General features: G+C 56.5%; 15 protein-coding genes. 6 read left to right on the top strand and 9 right to left on the bottom strand.

The features are described 5' to 3' along the window. Positions 1-20: 20 nt before the first annotated feature. From THTE_RS06420 to THTE_RS06440, 5 genes are all read left to right on the top strand, one after another. Positions 21-1,592 carry an NADH-quinone oxidoreductase subunit N gene (locus THTE_RS06420; protein ID WP_095414653.1) on the top strand — a complete coding sequence of 524 codons (1,572 nt, stop codon included), beginning with the start codon at positions 21-23 and terminating at the stop codon, positions 1,590-1,592. 159 nt (positions 1,593-1,751) lie between these two features. Continuing rightward, positions 1,752-2,228, top strand: a complete 477-nt coding sequence (locus tag THTE_RS06425) for a hypothetical protein (protein ID WP_095414654.1) — start codon at positions 1,752-1,754, stop codon at positions 2,226-2,228. 47 nt (positions 2,229-2,275) lie between these two features. Next, positions 2,276-3,106 carry a TatD family hydrolase gene (locus THTE_RS06430; RefSeq protein WP_157731846.1) on the top strand — a complete coding sequence of 277 codons (831 nt, stop codon included), beginning with the start codon at positions 2,276-2,278 and terminating at the stop codon, positions 3,104-3,106. A 346-nt stretch (positions 3,107-3,452) separates the two neighbouring features. After that, entirely contained in the window at positions 3,453-5,339 is a 1,887-nt protein-coding gene (locus THTE_RS06435; RefSeq protein ID WP_095414656.1) for an HSP90 family protein, read from the top strand. A gap of 119 nt (positions 5,340-5,458) precedes the next feature. After that, positions 5,459-8,293: a tetratricopeptide repeat protein gene (locus THTE_RS06440; protein WP_095414657.1), complete on the top strand. Its 2,835-nt coding sequence runs from the start codon at positions 5,459-5,461 to the stop codon at positions 8,291-8,293. Between the two features lie 421 nt (positions 8,294-8,714). Here THTE_RS06440 and purB read toward each other — a convergent pair whose 3' ends face one another. Both purB and THTE_RS06450 read right to left on the bottom strand, forming a co-directional pair. After that, the gene (gene purB, locus THTE_RS06445; RefSeq protein WP_095414658.1) at positions 8,715-10,154 is read right to left on the bottom strand and encodes an adenylosuccinate lyase; all 1,440 of its coding nucleotides are present in this window, start codon (positions 10,152-10,154) and stop codon (positions 8,715-8,717) included. A gap of 68 nt (positions 10,155-10,222) precedes the next feature. Beyond that, positions 10,223-11,626: an HD domain-containing protein gene (locus THTE_RS06450; protein ID WP_095414659.1), complete on the bottom strand. Its 1,404-nt coding sequence runs from the start codon at positions 11,624-11,626 to the stop codon at positions 10,223-10,225. 226 nt (positions 11,627-11,852) lie between these two features. Here THTE_RS06450 and THTE_RS06455 point away from each other — a divergent pair, with 226 nt between their 5' ends. After that, positions 11,853-12,554: an O-methyltransferase gene (locus THTE_RS06455; protein ID WP_095414660.1), complete on the top strand. Its 702-nt coding sequence runs from the start codon at positions 11,853-11,855 to the stop codon at positions 12,552-12,554. Positions 12,555-12,752: 198 nt separating this feature from the next. On the opposite strand, the gene THTE_RS06460 is transcribed toward THTE_RS06455, so the two are convergent. From THTE_RS06460 to coaE, 7 genes are all read right to left on the bottom strand, one after another. Next, on the bottom strand, positions 12,753-13,100 hold the full coding sequence (locus THTE_RS06460; protein WP_095414661.1) for a P-II family nitrogen regulator: 348 nt from the start codon (positions 13,098-13,100) through the stop codon (positions 12,753-12,755). Positions 13,101-13,374: 274 nt separating this feature from the next. Then, positions 13,375-14,766, bottom strand: a complete 1,392-nt coding sequence (locus THTE_RS06465) for a Gfo/Idh/MocA family protein (RefSeq protein ID WP_095414662.1) — start codon at positions 14,764-14,766, stop codon at positions 13,375-13,377. Between the two features lie 368 nt (positions 14,767-15,134). Continuing rightward, a complete protein-coding gene (gene ftsY, locus THTE_RS06470; RefSeq protein ID WP_095414663.1) occupies positions 15,135-16,052 on the bottom strand; it encodes a signal recognition particle-docking protein FtsY in 918 nt (305 codons plus the stop codon). Between the two features lie 189 nt (positions 16,053-16,241). Next, entirely contained in the window at positions 16,242-16,673 is a 432-nt protein-coding gene (gene nusB / locus THTE_RS06475; protein ID WP_095416798.1) for a transcription antitermination factor NusB, read from the bottom strand. A 13-nt stretch (positions 16,674-16,686) separates the two neighbouring features. Continuing rightward, positions 16,687-17,307 carry a 6,7-dimethyl-8-ribityllumazine synthase gene (ribH, locus tag THTE_RS06480; RefSeq protein WP_237260220.1) on the bottom strand — a complete coding sequence of 207 codons (621 nt, stop codon included), beginning with the start codon at positions 17,305-17,307 and terminating at the stop codon, positions 16,687-16,689. A 173-nt stretch (positions 17,308-17,480) separates the two neighbouring features. Beyond that, complete coding sequence (rho, locus tag THTE_RS06485) at positions 17,481-18,977, bottom strand: transcription termination factor Rho (RefSeq protein ID WP_095414664.1); 1,497 nt, start codon at positions 18,975-18,977, stop codon at positions 17,481-17,483. A gap of 555 nt (positions 18,978-19,532) precedes the next feature. Continuing rightward, entirely contained in the window at positions 19,533-20,156 is a 624-nt protein-coding gene (coaE, locus tag THTE_RS06490) for a dephospho-CoA kinase (RefSeq protein WP_095414665.1), read from the bottom strand. Positions 20,157-20,159: the final 3 nt, after the last annotated feature.

Consider the following 20,159-nt stretch of genomic DNA (forward strand, 5'->3'; position numbering starts at 1 on the left):
AAAGATAGTCACTGAATAAGATGAATGAGCTTCTTGAAATAATCACCCAGATCGAGCAGAACCTTGCCGTTTCGTTGCGGCTATGGCTCCCCGAGATATGTCTGGGGCTGACGGCGATCGCTCTTTTGCTGCAGAGGATGGTGTTTCCTGCCTGGCGGCGTGGGGCATCTTTCATCATGTTCGTGGGATCCGTCGCCGCCTTTGCGATACTCATCTGGCAGGCGGCATCGCCATCGGTTCATGCGAGTACCGTTGGAGCGTTTCTGGACCTGTTGCGATTGGACCAATTGGCAGCCTTTTTTCGAGGATTGATCCTTCTTTTTGCTGTCTTATTCAGCGTTCTCACCTGGTTGACTCGCTGGCCCCGCGTGGAAGACAGGGGCGAGTTCTATGTATTGTTCTTAGGTTCGGTCATCGGCATGTCCACCATGGTTGCCGCCGAGAATCTCCTGTTGGTGTTTCTCGGCATGGAAATGGCCAGTTTGCCATCGTATATCTTGGCCGGGTTTGAAAAGCGAGAACGCCGTGCCGGTGAAGCGGCGATGAAGTTCGCCGTGTTCGGGGCTGCCATGGCCGGAGTGATGCTTTATGGGCTGGGGCTTCTAGGGGGAGCGCTGGGCTCGCTCGATCTGCCAACGATGGGTGCGAACTTGATCGCCATGGCAAGCAGTCGGGACTTTCATGGACATGGTTTGAGCCTTATTCTCGGGACACTGATGGTCCTGGCCGGCATTGGATTCAAACTTTCGGCGGTGCCGTTCCACTTCTGGTTGCCGGACGTATTTGAAGGGGCCGCTGCGGAAGTTGGCGCTTTCCTCTCGGTGATCTCAAAGGCCGCCGCTTTGGGGCTGCTCACGCGGTTATGTCTGACACTCTTGGGGGCCGACCAGGCAGCCGCCGCGGGGTTGCCCGGGCCGCTCGTTCCGTTTGTTGTGGGAACACTCTCACTTCTGGCCGCCGTTACCTGTACCTATGGGAATTTGGCGGCTTATGGTCAGACCAATTTCAAACGTCTTCTGGGTTATTCCACCATCGCGCATGCAGGTTATCTGATGATGCCGGTGGCGGCTGCGGTGGCGGTGTTGCCCCTCAGCCGGGAAATGGCCCGATGGGCTGTCGCCTCCATGTTGTTTTATTTGGTGGTGTACATGTTCATGAACATTGTTGCGTTCGCAGGGGCGGCATTCCTGTCACGCGGAGCCCCGGGAGAGAAAATCGAGAATTATTCCGGCTTGGTCCGGGCAGCGCCGGGGTTTGTTGTTTGTCTCACGCTGACGTTGTTTAGTCTGGTGGGACTGCCACCACTGGGTGGATTCGCGGGAAAGTTTGCCATCTTTGCCAGTTTGGCGTCCGCACAGCTCTGGGCACTACTGGTGGTTGCCGCGCTAAATACCGTTTTCAGCCTCTTTTATTACGTGCGTGTGGTGAAAGTCATGGTCCTGGATCCAGCCTCAGAATCCCTGAGTTTTTCCCTGCCGTTGTCGTCTCCCCAGGGGATGTTCCTGGTACTGGCAACGGTGCCAGTTGTGCTCCTGGGGATTTTGTGGCAACCGGCCTTCGAGTTGGTATGTTGGGCGGCCGGGTGTCAGTAGAACGGAATGATAGAAATTTCTGTATTCTAAGTGATTGATTATACGCATCATGGTTAAAAATTGAATAATCTTCCCGCAGGTCAAAAACGCGATCCTCAAAAGCTTCCGGACATACGAATGGCGAGGGTTGGCAACTTTAAATCGGACACATTCTTGGCAATGACCGACGGCGCGACCAACAACAAACCGCCTCTCACGCACGTTGTGACGAACCTGATACGACGATTGGGACGGTCGCTGGCGGTCTACGCGATGCAGGCCCGGCCGTGGGTCCCGTACCGACGGGAAGAGCTCTGGGAACTGTTGGAGGAAATTGCATCGCAGCACCGCGAATGGGCCGAGCGGCTGGGGGAGGAAATAACCGCGGCGGGGCAGATGATCGAACTGGGGCCTTTCCCCTCTAGTTACACACGTTTTCATGATGTCAGTGTCGACTTTCTGGCCATCCGTATTCTCGATGATTTGCGAGAACTGCGATCGCTGGCTGAAGAGGCAGAACGTCTTCCCGGGATCAAGCCGGAGCTGGCGGCTGTCCTGACACGCATTCGCAGCGGCCTGAGCGACCAGGCGAGCAACCTGGAAAAGGCGCTCATGCAGGCCAAGATCCTGACCCCTCGCACGTCGGATTCGGGTTGACACTCACACCGAAAAGCGACTTCTCCATGGGACTCGGGAGCGCTCCCATGTGGTTCGACACCCACACGCATCTGTTCTTGCTCGAAAGCGATCACGCTTCGGAAGCTAATTCCCCAGCCTTGCTTGCAGAGATCATCCAGGCGGCTTTCGATCATGGTGTCACGCGGATCCTTTGTGTGGGGATCGATGTCGAAACAAGCCGCCGGAGCGTCAATCTCGCGCATCAGTTTCCCGATCGGCTATGGGCTGCCGTGGGAATCCATCCAAATTCAGCAAACGGGGCGTCCTCAGCAGACTGGCATGAGATCGCGGAACTGGCACGGGATGATTCCGTCGTCGCCATCGGTGAGACAGGTCTCGATTGGTATCGTGACTTTACACCGCCTCCCGTGCAGGTCGAATGGTTTGAAAAGCACTGGACGCTCGCGCAGGAGGTGGGAAAACCGCTCGTGGTCCATTGTCGTGACGCGGAAAAGGATATGACGGAGATCCTTTCCCGCTGGACACGTGAAGGGACCGTCCGGGCAGTCATGCACGCGTGCGCTGCACCCTGGGAAATTGTCAGCCGATGGCTCGACTGGGAAGGAATCGTTGTCAGTTTTGCTGGATCAGTAACGTACAAAAACATGAAATTCGCGCCCATTCGAGAAACAGCGCAGCGCGTGCCCTTAGACAGGATCCTGGTGGAGACTGATTGTCCCTATCTTGTTCCGGAGCCGCATCGTGGCCGGGTTAAAACCTCCGTTCCCTCGCACGTAAAAGACACCGGTCACTTTTTGGCAAAACTGCGAGATGTGTCGCCCGAGGAGCTGGCCGCTCAGACGACGCACAACGCACTGAGGACGTTTGGCATTCCCCCTCAGCAGAAGGGTTATTGATTGACTGGGAGAAACCGGTCCGTAATAATCACAAAGGCGATTGATTGTGATGTTGGAGTTTAATAGGCAGTGTGTTCGCCTGGTGCCTTGGCTCCGGGGTCTGGAGAGGAAGTCGCTGGTGAGACGGCCGCTGGCGAATAACGGCAGGTGGCTCTGTCCGCCGAAAGAGGCTCCTGCAGCGCTGCCACTTGGAGGAATCCCCTGAACGAACGCAACCCCAGATTTAAACCCCACATTATTTTGTCTATGTTTTTTTGTTTATGTCAGGCTAATTCTGGCGGGTGCCGCAATTTCTGGAAAAGTCCTTGAAAACGTTTGCTGTCCTTTAGAGCTGTGACTTGTCGGGATGGACGACCATCGTTTAGAGTCTTTTGCCGAAGATACGGCCCCCACTTGGGTGAAGCGGTTGCCATTTCAGGTGGACGTGGCGGGGATCATCCGCCTGATGGGCCGCTCGCTTTACAGCCGGCCCGATGCAGCGATTCGAGAACTCATTCAGAATGCCCATGACGGCGTCATGCGGCGGCGCGCGCAGGACCTGCAGTACCAGGGGCGGATTGACTTTTACCAGTATCCCCGGGAAGGCGTGGTGGAGGTGGCAGATGACGGCGTCGGCTTAACACGGGAAGAAGCCGAAAAATATCTGGGAACGCTCGGCAGCGGGTTGAGTGGGTTACTCAGAGGACAGGGGGAAGGAACTGGCGAAAGCGTCGGCCATTTGATCGGCGAATTCGGAATTGGGCTGTTCAGCGCATTTCTGCTGGCGGATCGGGTGGAAATCTGTACGCGCCACTGCGTGACGGGAGAAGTCACCCGGTGGGAAGCAGGCCCCGAGGCCGATATCATCGTCACGCCGGGAAAACGCGAGACACCGGGCACAACCGTACGGTTGTATCTCAAACCAGAGCACAGAGCTTTTGCCGAAGATGAAGAACTCCTGGAAAGGGCTATCAGGGAATACGCAGAGTTTTTACCCCTGCCCATTCACATCAACGGCAAACAGCACCGTGTCAACGTGGGGACAGCGACATGGCTCGAACCAACTCCAGACATGGGAGCTCTGGAACTCGAACTGGAGAGCTATTTCGGGGAAACACCCCTGGACGTGTTTGCCATCCGTCAGGAAAAGCCCGTTGTCATCCGTGGTGCTCTCTACGTGACGCCTCAACGTACGCCCGGGTTTACCGACGCTCCGGCACTGACCGTGACCGTCAGGCGGATGATTATTTCTCGCAAGTTGCACGGACTGTTACCGGATTGGGCAAGCTTTGTGCGAGGGGTGTTGGAGCTCTCGGAGTGTTCGCCCACAACAAGTCGCGAGGACCTGGTACGGGACACGACGTTTTACTTGGTACGGGATTTTCTGGACCGATTCATTCTGGAACACTTTCAGAATCTTGCCACCGAAGCCCCCGCCCGGTGGCAATCGCTCATTGCCTGGCATCGATACCTGCTAGCCGGGGCCGCTCTCGAGGTGGTTCCCCTCCGATATCTGCTTCGAGATACGTATCGGTTTATCACATCTCGGGGTGAGATGACATTTCCTGAGATTATGAAGGCGAGCACCTGCGACGGGTTTTCGGAGGACGTGTACGAGACGGTCATCTGGTATAATCCCAGTCGCCATCTGGAAGCGTGGCTGAACGAAGTGTTTGCCGAGCATCCGGCACCCTGTGTGCATACTTTGCGGAGTTTTGAAGAGGCGCTGCTGGCACTCATGGTGGCGGATGCGGTTTCCGATGGCAAATGGGTGGATTTTCGAGTCGCCGGGCCCGGCAGCCCGGGGTTTGCCAGCAGTATCCTGGGGATGAGGGAACTGACGGACGCGCCACCGGAATGGCAGGATTTCCTGGGGACCGATCGGATCCATGTGAGCGTCGGGGAATACAGCAAGAGTATCCCCGTTCTGGCCTTCCTGAGTGAACGATCAGAACTGCACCGCACGTTCGAAGTGTTGCAGAAACAGGGGGCCATGCCTGTCGGTTTCCAACGACTTATCAGTGCCCATTTTCAGCAGGATACTCCCCAGCCGCATGAGGTCATCCTCAACCGGCGGCATCCGATCGTGGACCGAGCACTCAGCCAGTCCGTTCGATCACCTCTAGCAAGCGTGTTGCGTTTATTGGTCAATAAGGCCCTGCAAACGGCCGGGCTGGTCCTGGATGCCACCCTCCGAGAGCGTGAGCAAGACGATCTGTCCTGGATAGAGGAAGCTCTCTGGGGGCAATCCTGAATATATTCAAAGCGCAGAATAAAAGTTGCAGGAATAAAAAGTTCCAAAAATAAGCAGAGTATAAGGCGACAATTTAGTGAATATTTCTTCTCATTCCTTAGCTTTCGGGGAGCGTGATCATGAACGGGAAAGATGCAGCGCAAGACCTCTTTGAGCCCCTTTTCGAGAGGCTTTTTCAGTTGAATGACAAAGGATACAAACGCTCGGCCTTTCGACTGGCTGAAGAAATCAGGCGGCGGGCTAGGGAAGAAAAGAATATCATTCCCTATCTTTATGCTAATTTTCATAGCATGAACTGTGCGCAGGCGCTTTTTGATCATCGTACTGGGCGCGATCGCGCCGTGGAAACCATTGCGCTGCTGGAAAGCGAAGAAAAGGCACGGGAAATTCAACCCGATCTACCCATCGATGAATATGAAGGTGTCATCCACTGGTTGACCGCCTGCGCCTACGACAATCTCGCCAAACACCACGCCATCTGCGAGGGCTACGGCCGGGAAGAACTGCAGGGTTTGATTCAGGAAGGTTATGATGTGTGCCGCCGGACCGGTAAGCTGCAGTGCCTCACTTGCTTTCGAGAATACGCCGTGAACGTTTATGAAGCCGCCGGTGATCTTGACCTGGCGATGCATTTTGCACGGTCTGTTTATCGGGAGCTGCCGCTGGTCGAGGAAAACGATCGACGAAGTGTGGGGGCCCTCCAGTATTCTCGGCATTTGACCATGTTGGGACGTCTGGAAGAAGCCCGAGAGATGGCGGAGGCTGCCGTCGGGCTGGCTAAGTATTATCACACACCGCTCGAGCAGCGAGTATTCGCTCAATGTCAGTTGGGAGAGATCCTAACTCTGCTGGGGCGGAGACAAGAACTGGAGGAACGGTGCGCAGTGGTCGGGGAACCGGTGGATTGGACACTGCTGCCGCCGCGAGAGGAAAATCCTGAATTGTGGCTCCGTCGCGATCTATTTGAGGCCACGGAGTTGGCGTGTGCCGGCCGATTGGCAGACGCTCTGGAGATCCTTCGCCGCTGGGATGAGTGGCTGATGTCCCGAGAGGTGTGGAGTGAGTGGTTTGAAGTACGTCTCCGGCGGGTCGCTCTGACGATGCTGGCAAAGGACGCGGCTTCGGCGGAATCGTTGGCGCGTCCTCTCCGGCAGGAAGCCCGGCGTCGCAAGGCTTGGTTGTATCTTACGCGATTAGCCGCGATGGAACGAGGCGATGTCCCGCTTTCGCCTGTGGCGTTTCTCAAGCCGCCGGAAAGTGGGCCTCTCAGCCGGGCAGCGTCGAAAGCAACCCAAGGTGAAAAGACACCACCGGCGAGCGAGGAGCACGGTATCTCTGTGGAAGAATCAGTTCGGCAAGCCGCCCATGAGGCGGACAATGCTGTCGTTGGGGAGTCCCAGCCAGAAACGCCGGCTGACGAAGCCAAGACGGCACTGGGCAAGCAGCTCGACGAGTGGTTGGAGCGACTGCTGCAAGAGGGCCTGGAGCCGGATGATGTAGCCCAGGTGTTCGAAAAAATGCTGGCCGTCGATCCAGCAAGTGTGGAAGATCCTGACGATGGAGCGCGGCTCATTTATTTGGCGGGGCAGCTTTCGGAAATGCTGGACCGTCAATTGGAGGTGTGGGACTGGGCCCAGCGTCTGCTGACGCGATTCCCCGAAAACGGGGATGTGCTGAACTTGGTGGCAACGGCGGCTCTGGCAGCCTGGTCAGCAGTCCGCGAAGCCGGTGAGGAAGAGTCCTCGGAGTCCTCTCCGCGCGAGGCGGGCAGAAACGTTTCTCTTCCAAAATTGGAGCAGATCGGCGCCTGGTTCCGAAAATCGCTGGATTTGTCGCCGGAATATCCCCGGCATTACACCCGGGCGGCTCAGTTCTTTCGGATGACGGGTGACATCGGAATGGCCGAATGGTGCCTTGCCCGGTCTTTTACCTTGAACCGAAATAATCCACAGGCTGTGCTGGGACTGGCGCAAATTTACTCTGATGCGGATCGCGAACAGGATGCGCTGGCGGTTCTTGATCTGTGTCTGCGGGACGGTAAGTGCGAGGATGCAGAGGTGGCGTGGGAGGCGGGATTGGTGGCATTCCGCCTGGGACGCTATCCTGAAGCCCTGACATATTTGAATCAAAGTGAGCAGTGGGGATGGAACAGCCCCTGGCTTTATTTTTACCGGGCGTGGACGCACTTGAATCTTAAGCAAGTAGAGGATGCCCAGAAAGACATTGATCGTTTCATGGCGACACGAGATGCCCCGGGGTTGGCAGGTCACGTGCTGTACGCCTGGGTCGCCCAGCTGCTGGAGTTACCCGATCAAGTTCGTGACCATATCAAGGCCGTCCTTCAGATGCGAATTCAGGACATTAATGATTTGTCAGAGACCGGCATCGAAAAGAATTTGCAGCAATTGTATGAAGTTGCGCGACAGGCCCTGCCGCCTGAGGACGAAGTGCTCATTGGCCTACAGGATCGGCTGTTCCAAGCAGGTATTGTGCCAGACCATGTTTTTGAGGCGGATCGCAGGAATCGTCCCAAGGTAAGCGACCTCAATTACTACGTTTGCGTGTGCCGCCAGCCTTTGGAGGAAACCTGGTCGAAGCATCCCGCTTGCTGGCCGCATCAGGCCTCGTGGCCGGCGTACTTCGCCTTTTGGGGTGTGCTTGCGCGGAATAGCGAGGAAGCTGAGCACTACGTGCTGCAGGCCCAATCGCGATGCTATCCTGATCTTTCTGCCGAACTTGTCAGCACGACGGTGGAAGAAGGTGGGTTTTTCGATCATCCGGGAGTCGTGTGGCAGGGGGCTCGCCGTTACGACGAGGACCTCGAAGCGATCTACTCGCTTGGCCTGGACGCAGATGAAACTGATGAAAGCATGGACTTGGACGAAGATTTTGACGACGATTTTGATGAGGATGATGAGGGTTTCGATCCGAACATTCCGCCCGAGGATAGATGAACCGCTCCTGCACCGCCTGTTACATCCCCGCTTTTTGTAACGATCCGTAAAGGGCTAAGGATGCAACATGATGTAAGGGCAATTTCTGCATTGCCCCTACGTTTAAACGGGAATGGAACTGAGCAGACGGCCCCCGGGTTGCTAAAAGGATTATCCAAATCTCCGAATTCGGACGTGAGGAGCGGCTCCCGCGTGCTGAATCTTACTTCTGTGGAGGGTTCGGTCACAGTCCGCATCCTCTCCATGCGATAGCGGAAAAGTGGGGATGAACCAGTTGGCTGGGCTTTTTCCCGCTTGCCATCTTGCGACGTAGCCGATCACGGGGTTCACCGCAGTGGTCAGCAGGGAACGTCGTTCCCCACGGGCGGTGAATTGACCTCTCTGCAAACGCATGTGAAAAACGTTGCGATTTCAATCAGCCTCACACTCTCACGTCGGCTTCCATGGAGGTACACGCTGGGTAGCGTCGGCGGATTGGTTCAACAATTTCTGAAAGGAATTCGTCGACTTGTTCCCGAGACCGCCCTACGTAGCGGAGTGGATCGGTCACTTCCGCAAAATTAACCTTGGCGAAGGCAGGATCAGCGCGGAGTCTCTCGATGAGGTCGTTCTCTCCTCCTTGTTCCTTGATGACTCTTGCCACGGCCTGGCTGTGCTGGCGGATGCGTTCATGAAGGTCTTGACGGTCTCCGCCGGCCTGGACGGCCGCCATGAGAATCTCTTCAGTGGCCATAAACGGTAGTTCCGCGCGGAGATTCTTGGTGATTACCTGAGGATACACGACCAAACCTTCAAAAACATTGCAGCAGAGGATGAGGATGGCGTCCACGGCCAGGAAGGCTTGCGGAATTACGAGCCGTCGATTGGCGCTGTCGTCCAGGGTGCGTTCGAACCACTGAACGGCATGCGTCATGTGGGCATTGGCCTCGAGGGACATCACGAATCGAGCCAGTCCGCAGATGCGCTCGCACCGCATCGGGTTGCGCTTGTAGGGCATGGCCGAGGAACCCACCTGATCCTTTTCAAAGGGTTCCTCTATTTCCTTGCGATGGGCCAACAGTCGGATATCGGTCGCCACCTTGTGAGCGGTGTCCGCGATCTGTGAGAGGAGAGCGAGGATCTGCGCGTCAATTTTTCGGGAATATGTCTGGCCCGTGATGGCGTAGCTGCCGGGAAACCCCATCTTTTGGCAGACCAGTTTGTTGAGGCGTTTGACCTTTTCATGATCTCCCTGAAAGAGGGCGAGAAAGCTGGCCTGCGTGCCCGTGGTGCCCTGAACGCCCCTTGCCCGAAGTTGTGACAATCGATATTCAAGCTCCTGCAGGTCGAGAACAAAATCGTAAGCCCAAAGACATGCCCGGCGGCCCACGGTTGTCGGCTGGGCGGGCTGGAAGTGGGTGAAACTCAGGCAGGGCAGGTCGCGGTACTGCTGTGCGAAACGTCCCAAACGATCAATGACCGCGGCGAGTCGCGGGGCCAGGATTTGCAGCCCCTCCCGCATGAGGAGAAGATCCGTATTATCGGTGACGTAGCAGCTCGTGGCGCCCAGGTGAATGATCGGTCGGGCCTTGGGACAGGCGTCACCGAAGGTATGCACGTGTGCCATCACGTCGTGGCGGAGACGGCGCTCATATTCCGCTGCCTTAGCCCAATCGATATCGTCCACATGGGCTCGCATTTCCTCGATTTGTTCCTGGGAAATGGGGAGGCCCAGTTCAGCTTCCGCTTCCGCGAGAATGATCCACAGCCGTCGCCAGGTGGAAATACGTCGCTGCGGACTGAACAGCTCTGCCATTTCTCGCGAAGCGTACCGGGTGATCAGAGGGTTGTCGCAAATACTGTAGTCGCTCTGTGTGGTCATAGGCAATTTCTCGATCAGCAGGCAATGAATGCTAGCTTACTCCCGATATTCGAAGCAGCACCAAAAGCTTACATGTTCGTGACATCATCCACGGCGTCACCATTGAGCAGGGCATCCATGGCCGCCGCAATCTCATTAGCATGTTGCGTATCAAGGGCATAGACCCGGCAGATCCGATAGCTGAAAGGAATCTGGCGGTACAGTTCCCGTGCATCCAGCGTGCGGACGGACTTTGTGGCAGGATCGTAAAGATAGTTCTGGCCCGCGGCGGGGGCACGGGTGCCCGGGCGATGGACATGGCGGGGCGGATCGCAGCGAAGCGGGATTTCTCGCAAACCGGGAGGCAGTCGACGGCGAATGGCCTCCTCAAAGAGTTTCTCGTCGCTAAAAACGCTCATTTCCTCCGACTTTCCCGGGCCGAAAAACACTGTTCTTTCACATACCATCTTCCACAGGATCTTCCGTCCCAGCCATTCCCGCCAGCGGACACCCAGAGTGGCCAGCCGTTCGTCTGGAGAGTCCGCCCAGCGTTCCACGTCCACAAGCAGCGACCAGTCCGTGAAGCGGCGATATTGATCCAGATGGTCAAGAGGGTTTCCCGGAAAGAGATAATCAGCGCTATCGCGGAAAAGGTCCTGCAGCGAAAGGTCGATGGAACGCACGGTGCGATGGAAATAAATCGATCGGAACAGTTCCGCCCTTACCGTGATGAACCGCACCAGGGCAGGCAGGCCACGTTCATGGATTGTCAAACCCTGGGGCGTGAAAAAACTGTAATGAATGAGCCGGTCCAGGTCGAAGGCCCGTTGACTGTAACCCGACATGTAGGCATCGCGAAGGACAAAGTCCATGTTGTCCACGGTATAGATCCCACTGAAGAGGGATCGCAGGAGTCGCAACCAGAGCGGGGAAGTTGGCTCCTCCGAGGTTTTGGGGCGGGTGATCAGAAAACAGATTTGTTCGGGGTCGATCTCTTCGTCCGGCCGGAGTTCCCCCAGCGGATTTCGGCGCACTCGGCGGAGCAGGGGGGCAAGTTCCCGCCGAATGATCTCACTTCCCAATCGCTCATGATTGAGCCCATAGCGGGCAAGATAGAATTGGTCGAAGAAATGCCCAAACGGACCGTGCCCCACGTCATGAAGGAGCCCGGCAAGCCTCATGAGCGTTGTCACGTAGCCGAAACTGGGCGTGTCTGGATCGCTGGCCTGGAGGCTCGGGTACAGGTGCTGCGTGACACGCCCCGCAAGGTGCATCACGCCCAAAACATGCTGGAAGCGCGTATGTGTTGCAGACGGAAAGACCCACCAGGCCGTCTGAAGCTGGTGAATCTGGCGTAATCGTTGAACCCACGGATGGTCAATAATATCCTGCTCGGAAATTTCCCCCGGGGCGGCTCCGCGGCGCGACACAAAAGGGATATAGCCGTGGATGGGATCGTGGCTGAGACTCTCCCAGTCGTAGTTCGGCTGCATCACGGACACTCCCAAAAGCGGTCCTTTGCGCTTTCTGCCGGGTTTATAATGATACGACGCGCCAGTCGCAGGATTGCTGCTTCCCTGTATTTTCTGAAGATATCGTTTTAGGGCAAAGGGGCGCCGTGGCGGGATAAGGAGGGGACCGGAGGGCCAAAGGGAAGAGGTAGCGACTGAGGGATAGTGTGTTTGGTGTGGTCCTTTTTGACGAGGAGGAGGATTCGGTATGCTGCGCTCGAGCGTGCTTGTGTTGGCTGCTTGCGGAATGTTGGTTTTTGCCGATAGCGTCTGTCGTGCCCAACCGCCGGGAGGCCCGCGGCAGAGAGGCAATCCTCGCGCGGTCTTTGAGGTGAAAACTCTACCGAAGGACGACGTGGAAAAACGGATTCTGGAAGTCATTGAAGAGGTAGGTCGAAATCAGCGGGCAGGGAATATGATTGTTCCCGAGGAAGACGGACGTCTCCTCCGTGCATGGGCCGAGGCCGTGGGGGCCAAGCACGTGGTGGAACTCGGTACCTCGGTGGGGTATTCCGGACTGTGGTTCTGCCTGGTGCTAAAAAAGACGGGAGGAAAGTTGACCACCTTTGAAATCAACGAGAAGCGTGCTGCCATGGCCCGGGAGAATTTCGAAAAAGCAGGGGTCAGCGACATTGTGACGATTGTGCTTGGGGATGCCCACGAAACCGTCAAACAGGTCAAGGAACCGATCGATGTTCTTTTCCTCGACGCAGACAAGACCGGGTATCTTGACTATTTTGAGAAGCTTTCACCCCTGGTTCGTCCCGGGGGAGTTGTTATCGCCCATAACATGATCCCGAGCATGGCCGACCCGCGATTCGTGAAGGCAATCACGACAAATCCAGACTACGAGACGGTGTTCCTGCACATGGACGCCTCGGGGGTATCGGTGTCGGTGAAAAAACATTGACCGGACATTTCCTCCTGGCGTGGGGAACTTCTGCCCGCAGCCAGGGTGAAAGTCCCTAGCGAAAACCCAGCAACAAAAAACCGGCAGGGGTTGGCCCCATCACCTCTGCCGGTTTGTTCTCATCTTTTGAGCGAAGAATCAACAATCAATGGCATGGGAAAGAATCTGCGGGCGGTTGCCGCGACGAATGGCAAACAGTCAGATCGCCTCCCCGCCGCGCTCGCCGGTTCGGATTCGGATGCAATCCTCCAGGGGCAACACGAAAATTTTGCCATCCCCAATCTGCCCGTGCGGTCCGGTCCGTGCCCCTTTGATGATGGCGTCAATGGTCGGTTCCAGAAAGTTGTCATTGACGGCGATCATGAGCTGGACCTTGCGGGTGAGATTCACGGAATACTCATGGCCCCTAAAGGCCTCGGCATGACCCTTTTCCCGCCCAAATCCCTGCACGTCCATGACCGTGAGGCGGAAGACCTCCACCTCCGCAAGGGCCTGTTTGACGGCTTCCAGTCGATGGGGCTGAATGATGGCGATGATCAGCTTCATTGGGCCACCCTACGACGAAAAACATAACTCACCAGCGGTAGGTATCACACTATCATATCTGGATACGTGCGGCAAGACACGCCCTGAGGACAATTGACCACAGTTCGTTGTGCCACCAGATCGTGGCGTTCAGACAAGAAAACACCATTGGCGGAATAAGGCAATCAAAACCGATTGGGGGCGACCAGTTGGCCGCCCCCGCGTGTCCATCAGATCGCTCTCCCGCGTTGCCACAATCTCAGGTGGCGAAGTCTTGAGGCTTGCGGATCACACGTCACACCAAAGCCGGCAGTTCGTAGCCCTTCCGCCGCGGGCGCTCCATATAGGAAGACTTGTTGGCTCCGTCGTGGTTGGTGAATTGCTCCGTCGTCGGGTCCCAGCGAAGTTTGAATCCCACCTCGCCCACTTCGCGCACAATGTTGACGAGATAGCACAGTGTTGTGGAGCGTTGTCCGTATTCGATGTCGGCATTGCACCGCTTGCGTGTCTTAATGCACTCAATCCAGTTGGCGATGTGGTATTCCGTCTCCGGCCGTGTGATCGGGCCTGGATAATCCGGTGATTGCATGAGTTCCTTGGGATTGGTTGCAATCTTGTTGCGATTGATTTCCACTTTCCCCTTTTCACCGATGAAGATCGCACCCAACCCAGGGCCCCAATCGCCATTCAAGTGGAGACGCAGTTCTGTCCCATTGGCATACCACATCCGCACTTTGGCCCGCGGCCCAACCACCGGACGAGCCAGACGGTTGAGGTACTCCAGATAAGTGGGATCATCTTCGGGGATGGTCTCAAACTTGCCGCACGGTTCTACCCGGACAGGTTCCTCGAGCATGATCTCCACCGGACCTGTTTCGTCGGTGCCGAGAGCACGCTGGATTTGATCGTAGGAATGGGTTCCCCAACCAGTGACGCCGTAGCACAATCCCCCACCATCATAGTCCCACCAGCGCTCCCAACCGTGATGCAGTTCGGGGTGGTACGGCCGTAATTCTGCCTGATTCGTCCACACGTCCCACCAGTTCGCGCTTCCCCCTTCGGGCATCGGCATCGGCGGCTTCCCCGGCCAGCGCTCCGGACCCACGAAGTTAGGGGCAATTACCGTGAGGACTTTGCCAATGGCACCGTTTTTCACCAAATCGCTGGCCCAGTTATTGATGGGCATGGAACGCTGCTGGGTTCCCACTTGTGTCACCCGATTGTACTTCCGCGCCGCCTGCACCATGTACCGGCCTTCGCGGATTGTCAGGCACATGGGTTTTTCGATGTAGGCATCCATCCCCATTTGCATGGCGATCACGGTGATCCAAGCCCGGGCATGAGTGGTGGTTTCCACCATCACACCATCGGGCTTTTCCTTTTCAATCATGGTGCGGAAGTCTTCGTAAGTGCCCCATTTTTGGTCTTGTCCCACATCTTTGACGAAACGATCGATGGCGGGCTTGAAACAATCGCACACCGCCACAATTTGCATGTCTTTGATTTCCCGGGACTCATTGACGATCGATCGCGCTCGGCCGCCCAGGCCGACGATGGCCACTTTGACCCGTTCGGATGCCGGGGCCTGACCCGCCAATCCCAGGGCTCGGCTGCTGACAAACGTCGGGATGCCCAGGACGGCACCCAGCTTCAATACAGAGCGACGGGAAATCTGGTGCTCTCGCATGGCAAACTCCTTTCACGAGTTGGAAGGCGTCAAAATCGACTGGTGCGGCGGCAATCGCTTGTATAGGAGGATGCGCCACTGGCCGAAAAACATGATTTCACTGGCAATAGAATACACCCATCCAGCCCGTTTGCCAATGCTCTCGATTTTTGGGTTCGCCAACTTCGGGAATGACTGCGGGGACGAGATTTTCGTTGGTGGGTTCTCGGTGTTTTCATTCAACGGGAGCGCCCCTTGTGTCTGGATGAGCTCAAACTCGCCAAGTTATGACAGCGGTGGGAACGGACTGCCACGTTCGAAGAGATCCCGTCTAATGGAGCCCCACCCGAACCGGAAAAAAAGGAGTTTTCTCGCTACACGGGCGGAACTCAGCTTTCAGCAAACATTGCATCCACGAAGCTATCGGCATCGAAGGGCAGGAGGTCTTCAGGTTTTTCCCCCACGCCGACAAATTTCACGGGCAGTCCCATCTGCTGTCGAATCGCCACCACAACCCCGCCTTTGGCTGTGCCGTCCAGTTTTGCGAGAACAAGCCCGGTACACTTGACGGCCTCGCTGAAATGCTTGGCCTGACTGATCCCATTCTGACCAGTGGTGGCGTCGAGGACGAGAAGGACCTCGTGGGGGGCCTCGGGAATCTGTTTTCCCAACACCCGGTGGATTTTGGAGAGTTCCCGCATCAGATTCTGATGTGTTTGCAGACGTCCCGCGGTATCGACGATACAGACGTCGGCCTGGGTTTCAATCGCCCGGGCGACCGCTCGATGACCCACAGCCGCGGGATCACTTCCCTGCGGGCCGGTCACAATCTCCACCCCCAAACGCTGAGCCCAGATACTCAATTGCTCCACGGCCGCAGCGCGGAAGGTATCCGCCGCTCCGAGGAGGACTTTCTTCCCCTGCGACTGGAACATGTACGCCAATTTGGCGATTGTCGTGGTTTTCCCGCACCCGTTGACCCCGCAAACCATGATGACCGTTGGGCCCTGGCTGGCGAAGCGGATGGGGGACTCCGGTTGCCGCAGGAGATCTTTAAGGCCCTTCTTTATTTCCTCAATCGCCTCTGACCATTCGATGACGCGATTGCGGTACTTCTGGGCGATCTGATCGACGAGCTGCTGGGCCGCTTGAACCCCCATGTCGGTGCGAACCAGAACTTCGAAGAGCTCATCCAGGAAAGCCTGATCGACCAGCCTTCCCCGCGTCTTGAACAGATCGCGGATGTCTGTTTGTAAAATTTGGGCGGTCTTTTTCAGACCTTGTTTGATACGATCAAGCAGTCCCATGGTCGCGACTCACCGGATTCTCTCTTGCCTGCGCTGAAACACCCTCTTTTTTGTCTCGCAAGGGCCGGATATCTAATCGGTTTGGCTTCCCGAACACCGGCCCAACAGCTCCAAATTTTGCCAGCGGTTATTTGCACGGTCAAACTGGCGCCATCGCCATGGATGCACCGCCCGATGGACGACCAACTGTCACGACTTTTCCGGCGTCCGCGCGCAGCCCAGAACGATATCCCGGTACAGTCGGTCCAGGATCCCGTTCACAAATGGCCCCGATTGTTGCGTCCCGAATGTTTTGGCCAACTCCACGGCCTCATCGATTGCCACCTGGGGGGGTACATCGGTGTAAAGCAACTCGTAGGCCCCAATCCTCAGGGCATTCCGATCGGTGACGGCCATTCGGCTCAGGGACCAGTTCTCGGTGACCGCCCCAATCTTGGCGTCCAGTTCCTGTCGGAATTTTCGCACTCCGTTGAGCAACTCGCTTGCAAAACGAACCAACTCCGGATGACGGAGGCGCTGCCGCAATGTCTGTTCATCGTCGGCCGGGTTATGCTGGGGATTGAGATCATCCTGATAAAGAATTTGAAGGACCACGGCCCGGGCCTTCCTGCGACCGCTCATATGCTCCATCGCGTCACCCACTGTAGGCCCCTCCCGATGGTGCTTTTTCAGCGGTTGTCACCTCGTTCCGGCGTATTTGCAGATGTTGCTCCATTTGCTCCATGAGACGGACCATTTCGAGAGCTGCCTGGGCGGCTTCCGCCCCTTTATTGCTGACCGCTCGCCCCGACCGATCTTTACTCCGGATGACGTCACTCCCCGCGGACCGTGCCATGGCTTGCTCAAGCGTGTCGCATGTGATCACCCCGAATAAAACTGGAACCCCTGTTTTTACACCAATTTCGGCAATTTGCAGGCTCACCGCGCGATTAATGTGCTGGTCGTGGGAAGTCTCCCCTTTGATGACCGCACCCAGACAGATGACCGCCAAATACTTCCGCGAGCTGGCCAGCCACTGGGCAACGGTGGGAATCTCAAACGCGCCGGGAACCCAGAAGACGTCAATGGCTTCGTTGGAAACACCGGCCGAGGTGAGTGTTTCCAGGGCCCCCTGAAGCAACCCATTTGTGATTGTCTCATTAAAACGGGAAACGACCACAGCAAACCGTCCCGGGGGTAACTCGCAAGTTCCCTCGAAGACGCGAATGCCGGGAAAGCGTTCGCGAAGATTCATGGCAGCGTGTGGATTGGTCATGGAATTGGCTGTCTATCGTCCACGCCCGGGTAGTAACTGCATCTGAGCCCGCGCCAACCATCAGGGCGGTTTGTGATTGAACGGGGCTCCTTGTCGCGGAAGCGTGGTTGCCCGCTCGTGCATCAAGACGGAAAACAGGTCAGCCGTTTGCCGTCCCCCTGAACATGCTCAAATCAACGGACGTTGAGACTCATCAAGAACTCGGCGTTGGTCTTGGTTTTGGCCAGACGGCTCACCAGGAATTCCATGGCATCCGGCGGATTCATCTCGTTCAGAACACGGCGGAGAATGCAAATCCGGCGATGTTCTTCTGGGTCAAGAAGCATTTCTTCACGACGTGTTCCTGAACGGTTGATGTCGATGGCCGGCCAGATGCGCTTGTCCACCAGCCGACGGTCGAGCACAATTTCCATGTTTCCGGTGCCCTTGAACTCCTCGAAAATGACCTCGTCCATCTTACTGCCGGTGTCGATCAGAGCCGTGGCGATGATGGTGAGAGAACCGCCTTCGTCGATCTTCCGCGCGGACCCGAAGAATTTCTTCGGTCGCTGCAGGGCGTTGGCGTCCACGCCTCCTGTAAGGATCTTTCCAGAGGCGGGGCACTCGGCATTCCATGCCCGGGCCAGTCGGGTGATGGAATCGAGGAAGATGATGACGTCTTTGCCGTATTCCACCATCCGTTTGGCCTTCTCGATCACCATTTCCGACACCTGGATGTGTCGGGCTGGAGCCTCATCAAATGTCGAGCTGATCACCTCACAGTTACAGCCTTTGATCTGACGCTCCATGTCCGTCACCTCTTCCGGACGCTCGTCGATGAGCAGCATAAACACGTAGCAGTCCGGATAATTCTTGAGAACGGCTTTGGCCATCTTCTGGAGGAGGATCGTCTTCCCCGCCCGGGGTGGGCTTACGATTAGGCCCCGCTGTCCGAATCCGACGGGTGCGATGAGGTCCACCACCCGGCATTCAATTTCTTCCGGAGTCGTTTCGAGGATGATTCGTTTGTCGGGATGGCAAGGGGTGAGGTCGTCAAACCAGATTTTCTTGGCTGCCAGATTGGGATCTTCGTAATTAACGGCCTCCACCCGCAGAAGGGCGAAATACCGCTCGTTTTCCTTGGGCGGCCGGATCTGGCCCGAGACTGTCATTCCCGTTCGCAGGCCAAAACGGCGGATTTGACTGGGGGAAACGTAGATGTCATCCGGGCAGGCGAGATAATGGTAATCGGGACTCCGTAAAAAGCCGAAGCCATCCGGAAGAATTTCGAGAGTCCCTTCTCCGTACATCAGACCGCTCATCTTCACCCGCTCTTTCAGGATGCGGAAGATGAGATCCTGCCGTTTCATGCCGGCGATTTCAGTATCGGAGAGGTTTTCCTTGCGGGCTTCCTCGATGAGTTCCGCCATCGACATCCGCTGAAGTTCGGCGATGTGCGTGTCGCCCGACCGCTTCGCCTGTTCGAACTGCTGAGCCTCTTCGTCGTTTTCCTCCTCTTCAAAGCGGCCGTCCATGAGCTGTTCCGCAATGGAAAGCGGTTCGTCACGGTCGTGACGGCGGCGACGAAAGGTCTGCCGACCACGCTGTGCGGGCACACCTTTCCCGTTGGATTCTTCCTCACCGAATCTTCGGGAATCGGAAAAAGATCGGATATCTTTCGACTGGGACATGGCGTCAGTCTCCTGTGACAAGGTCAGGACTTTCCGGCGGCACGCGAACGGTGCCAAAAGGTGGGACTCAACATTTTAAAACGGATGGAGTAGCCGTTACTGCACCCAACCAATTTTTATGGGATGAATCACTCCCGTTTCAAGTGGCTAAGTCTCGAGATGCGAAAGATTTTTCCAAAATCAAAACGAAACACAACGAACATACTATCGACTTCGCAGCGTGCTGGTGCCTATCTTCCCGACTCTGTCATTCACGCAGCACAGCGCGAAATCTTTGGCTCCTTCGTCATTGTGCAAAAGCTTCGTACACGACTCGTCTTTTTTTATCCCGCTTCAGTGTTTTATGCTGCACCAGCTCGTAGCTGAGAGGACGATCCCATCGAGTCGTCGAATCAAAAACTTCAACACTCTTCCGCAACCAGGATTGGCCGGGCAGTGGTCGTGTTCATCAATTCCAGTTGCGGTTCGCCGCATTCCAAGGCGCGGACGTCGGACAACGCATAATCTGTATCGCCACCCCTTCGAGACCGGCAAGCATAGCGCGATTGTCAGGGGTTAATGGGAAGCTAAATCGGCGATGAGGCTCCGCCAGACGTCCGTGACCTGTTGTCGGATGTCGTTGATGCTCCCGGAGTTGTCGATCACAAAGTCCGCCCGGACTTTTTTGACGTTCCGCGAGATCAACCACCTTTCCCGGCGATCCAGCTCTTCGGGCTTCCAGCCTCGAGTGCCCGCCCGATGGTAACGTATATCGGTTGGCGTGTCAATATAAAGTAATCTTTGACATAGTTTACTCCACCCGGCCTCCAAGAGCAACGGGGCGTCGATGACAAAAACCGGCCGCTGGTTCTGCCGGTGCTTTTCCTGCTCGGACAGGCAATCCGCCAACACGGCCTCGTGGATGACCCGCTCCAGGATCCGCCGCCGCTCTCTCGATAGCTCGTTGTCCTCGAAGACCAACTCTGCAATTCGTTTTCGATCGATTTCCCCCATTAAGGGGAAAACGGGCGATCCGAAAACCTGCCCAAGATAGGCACGAATAGCTGGCTGGTCAAGCACCCGGTGCGCTGCTTCGTCGGCATCAAAAACTTCCGCCCCCAGCCGGGCAAATTCCGTGGCAACTAGCGACTTTCCCGTTGCTGGAGGTCCCAACAACCCCACCGTGATCATGCTTGACATGCT

It is taken from the genome of Thermogutta terrifontis (assembly GCF_002277955.1).
GTDB classification, from domain to species: Bacteria; Planctomycetota; Planctomycetia; order Pirellulales; family Thermoguttaceae; genus Thermogutta; species Thermogutta terrifontis.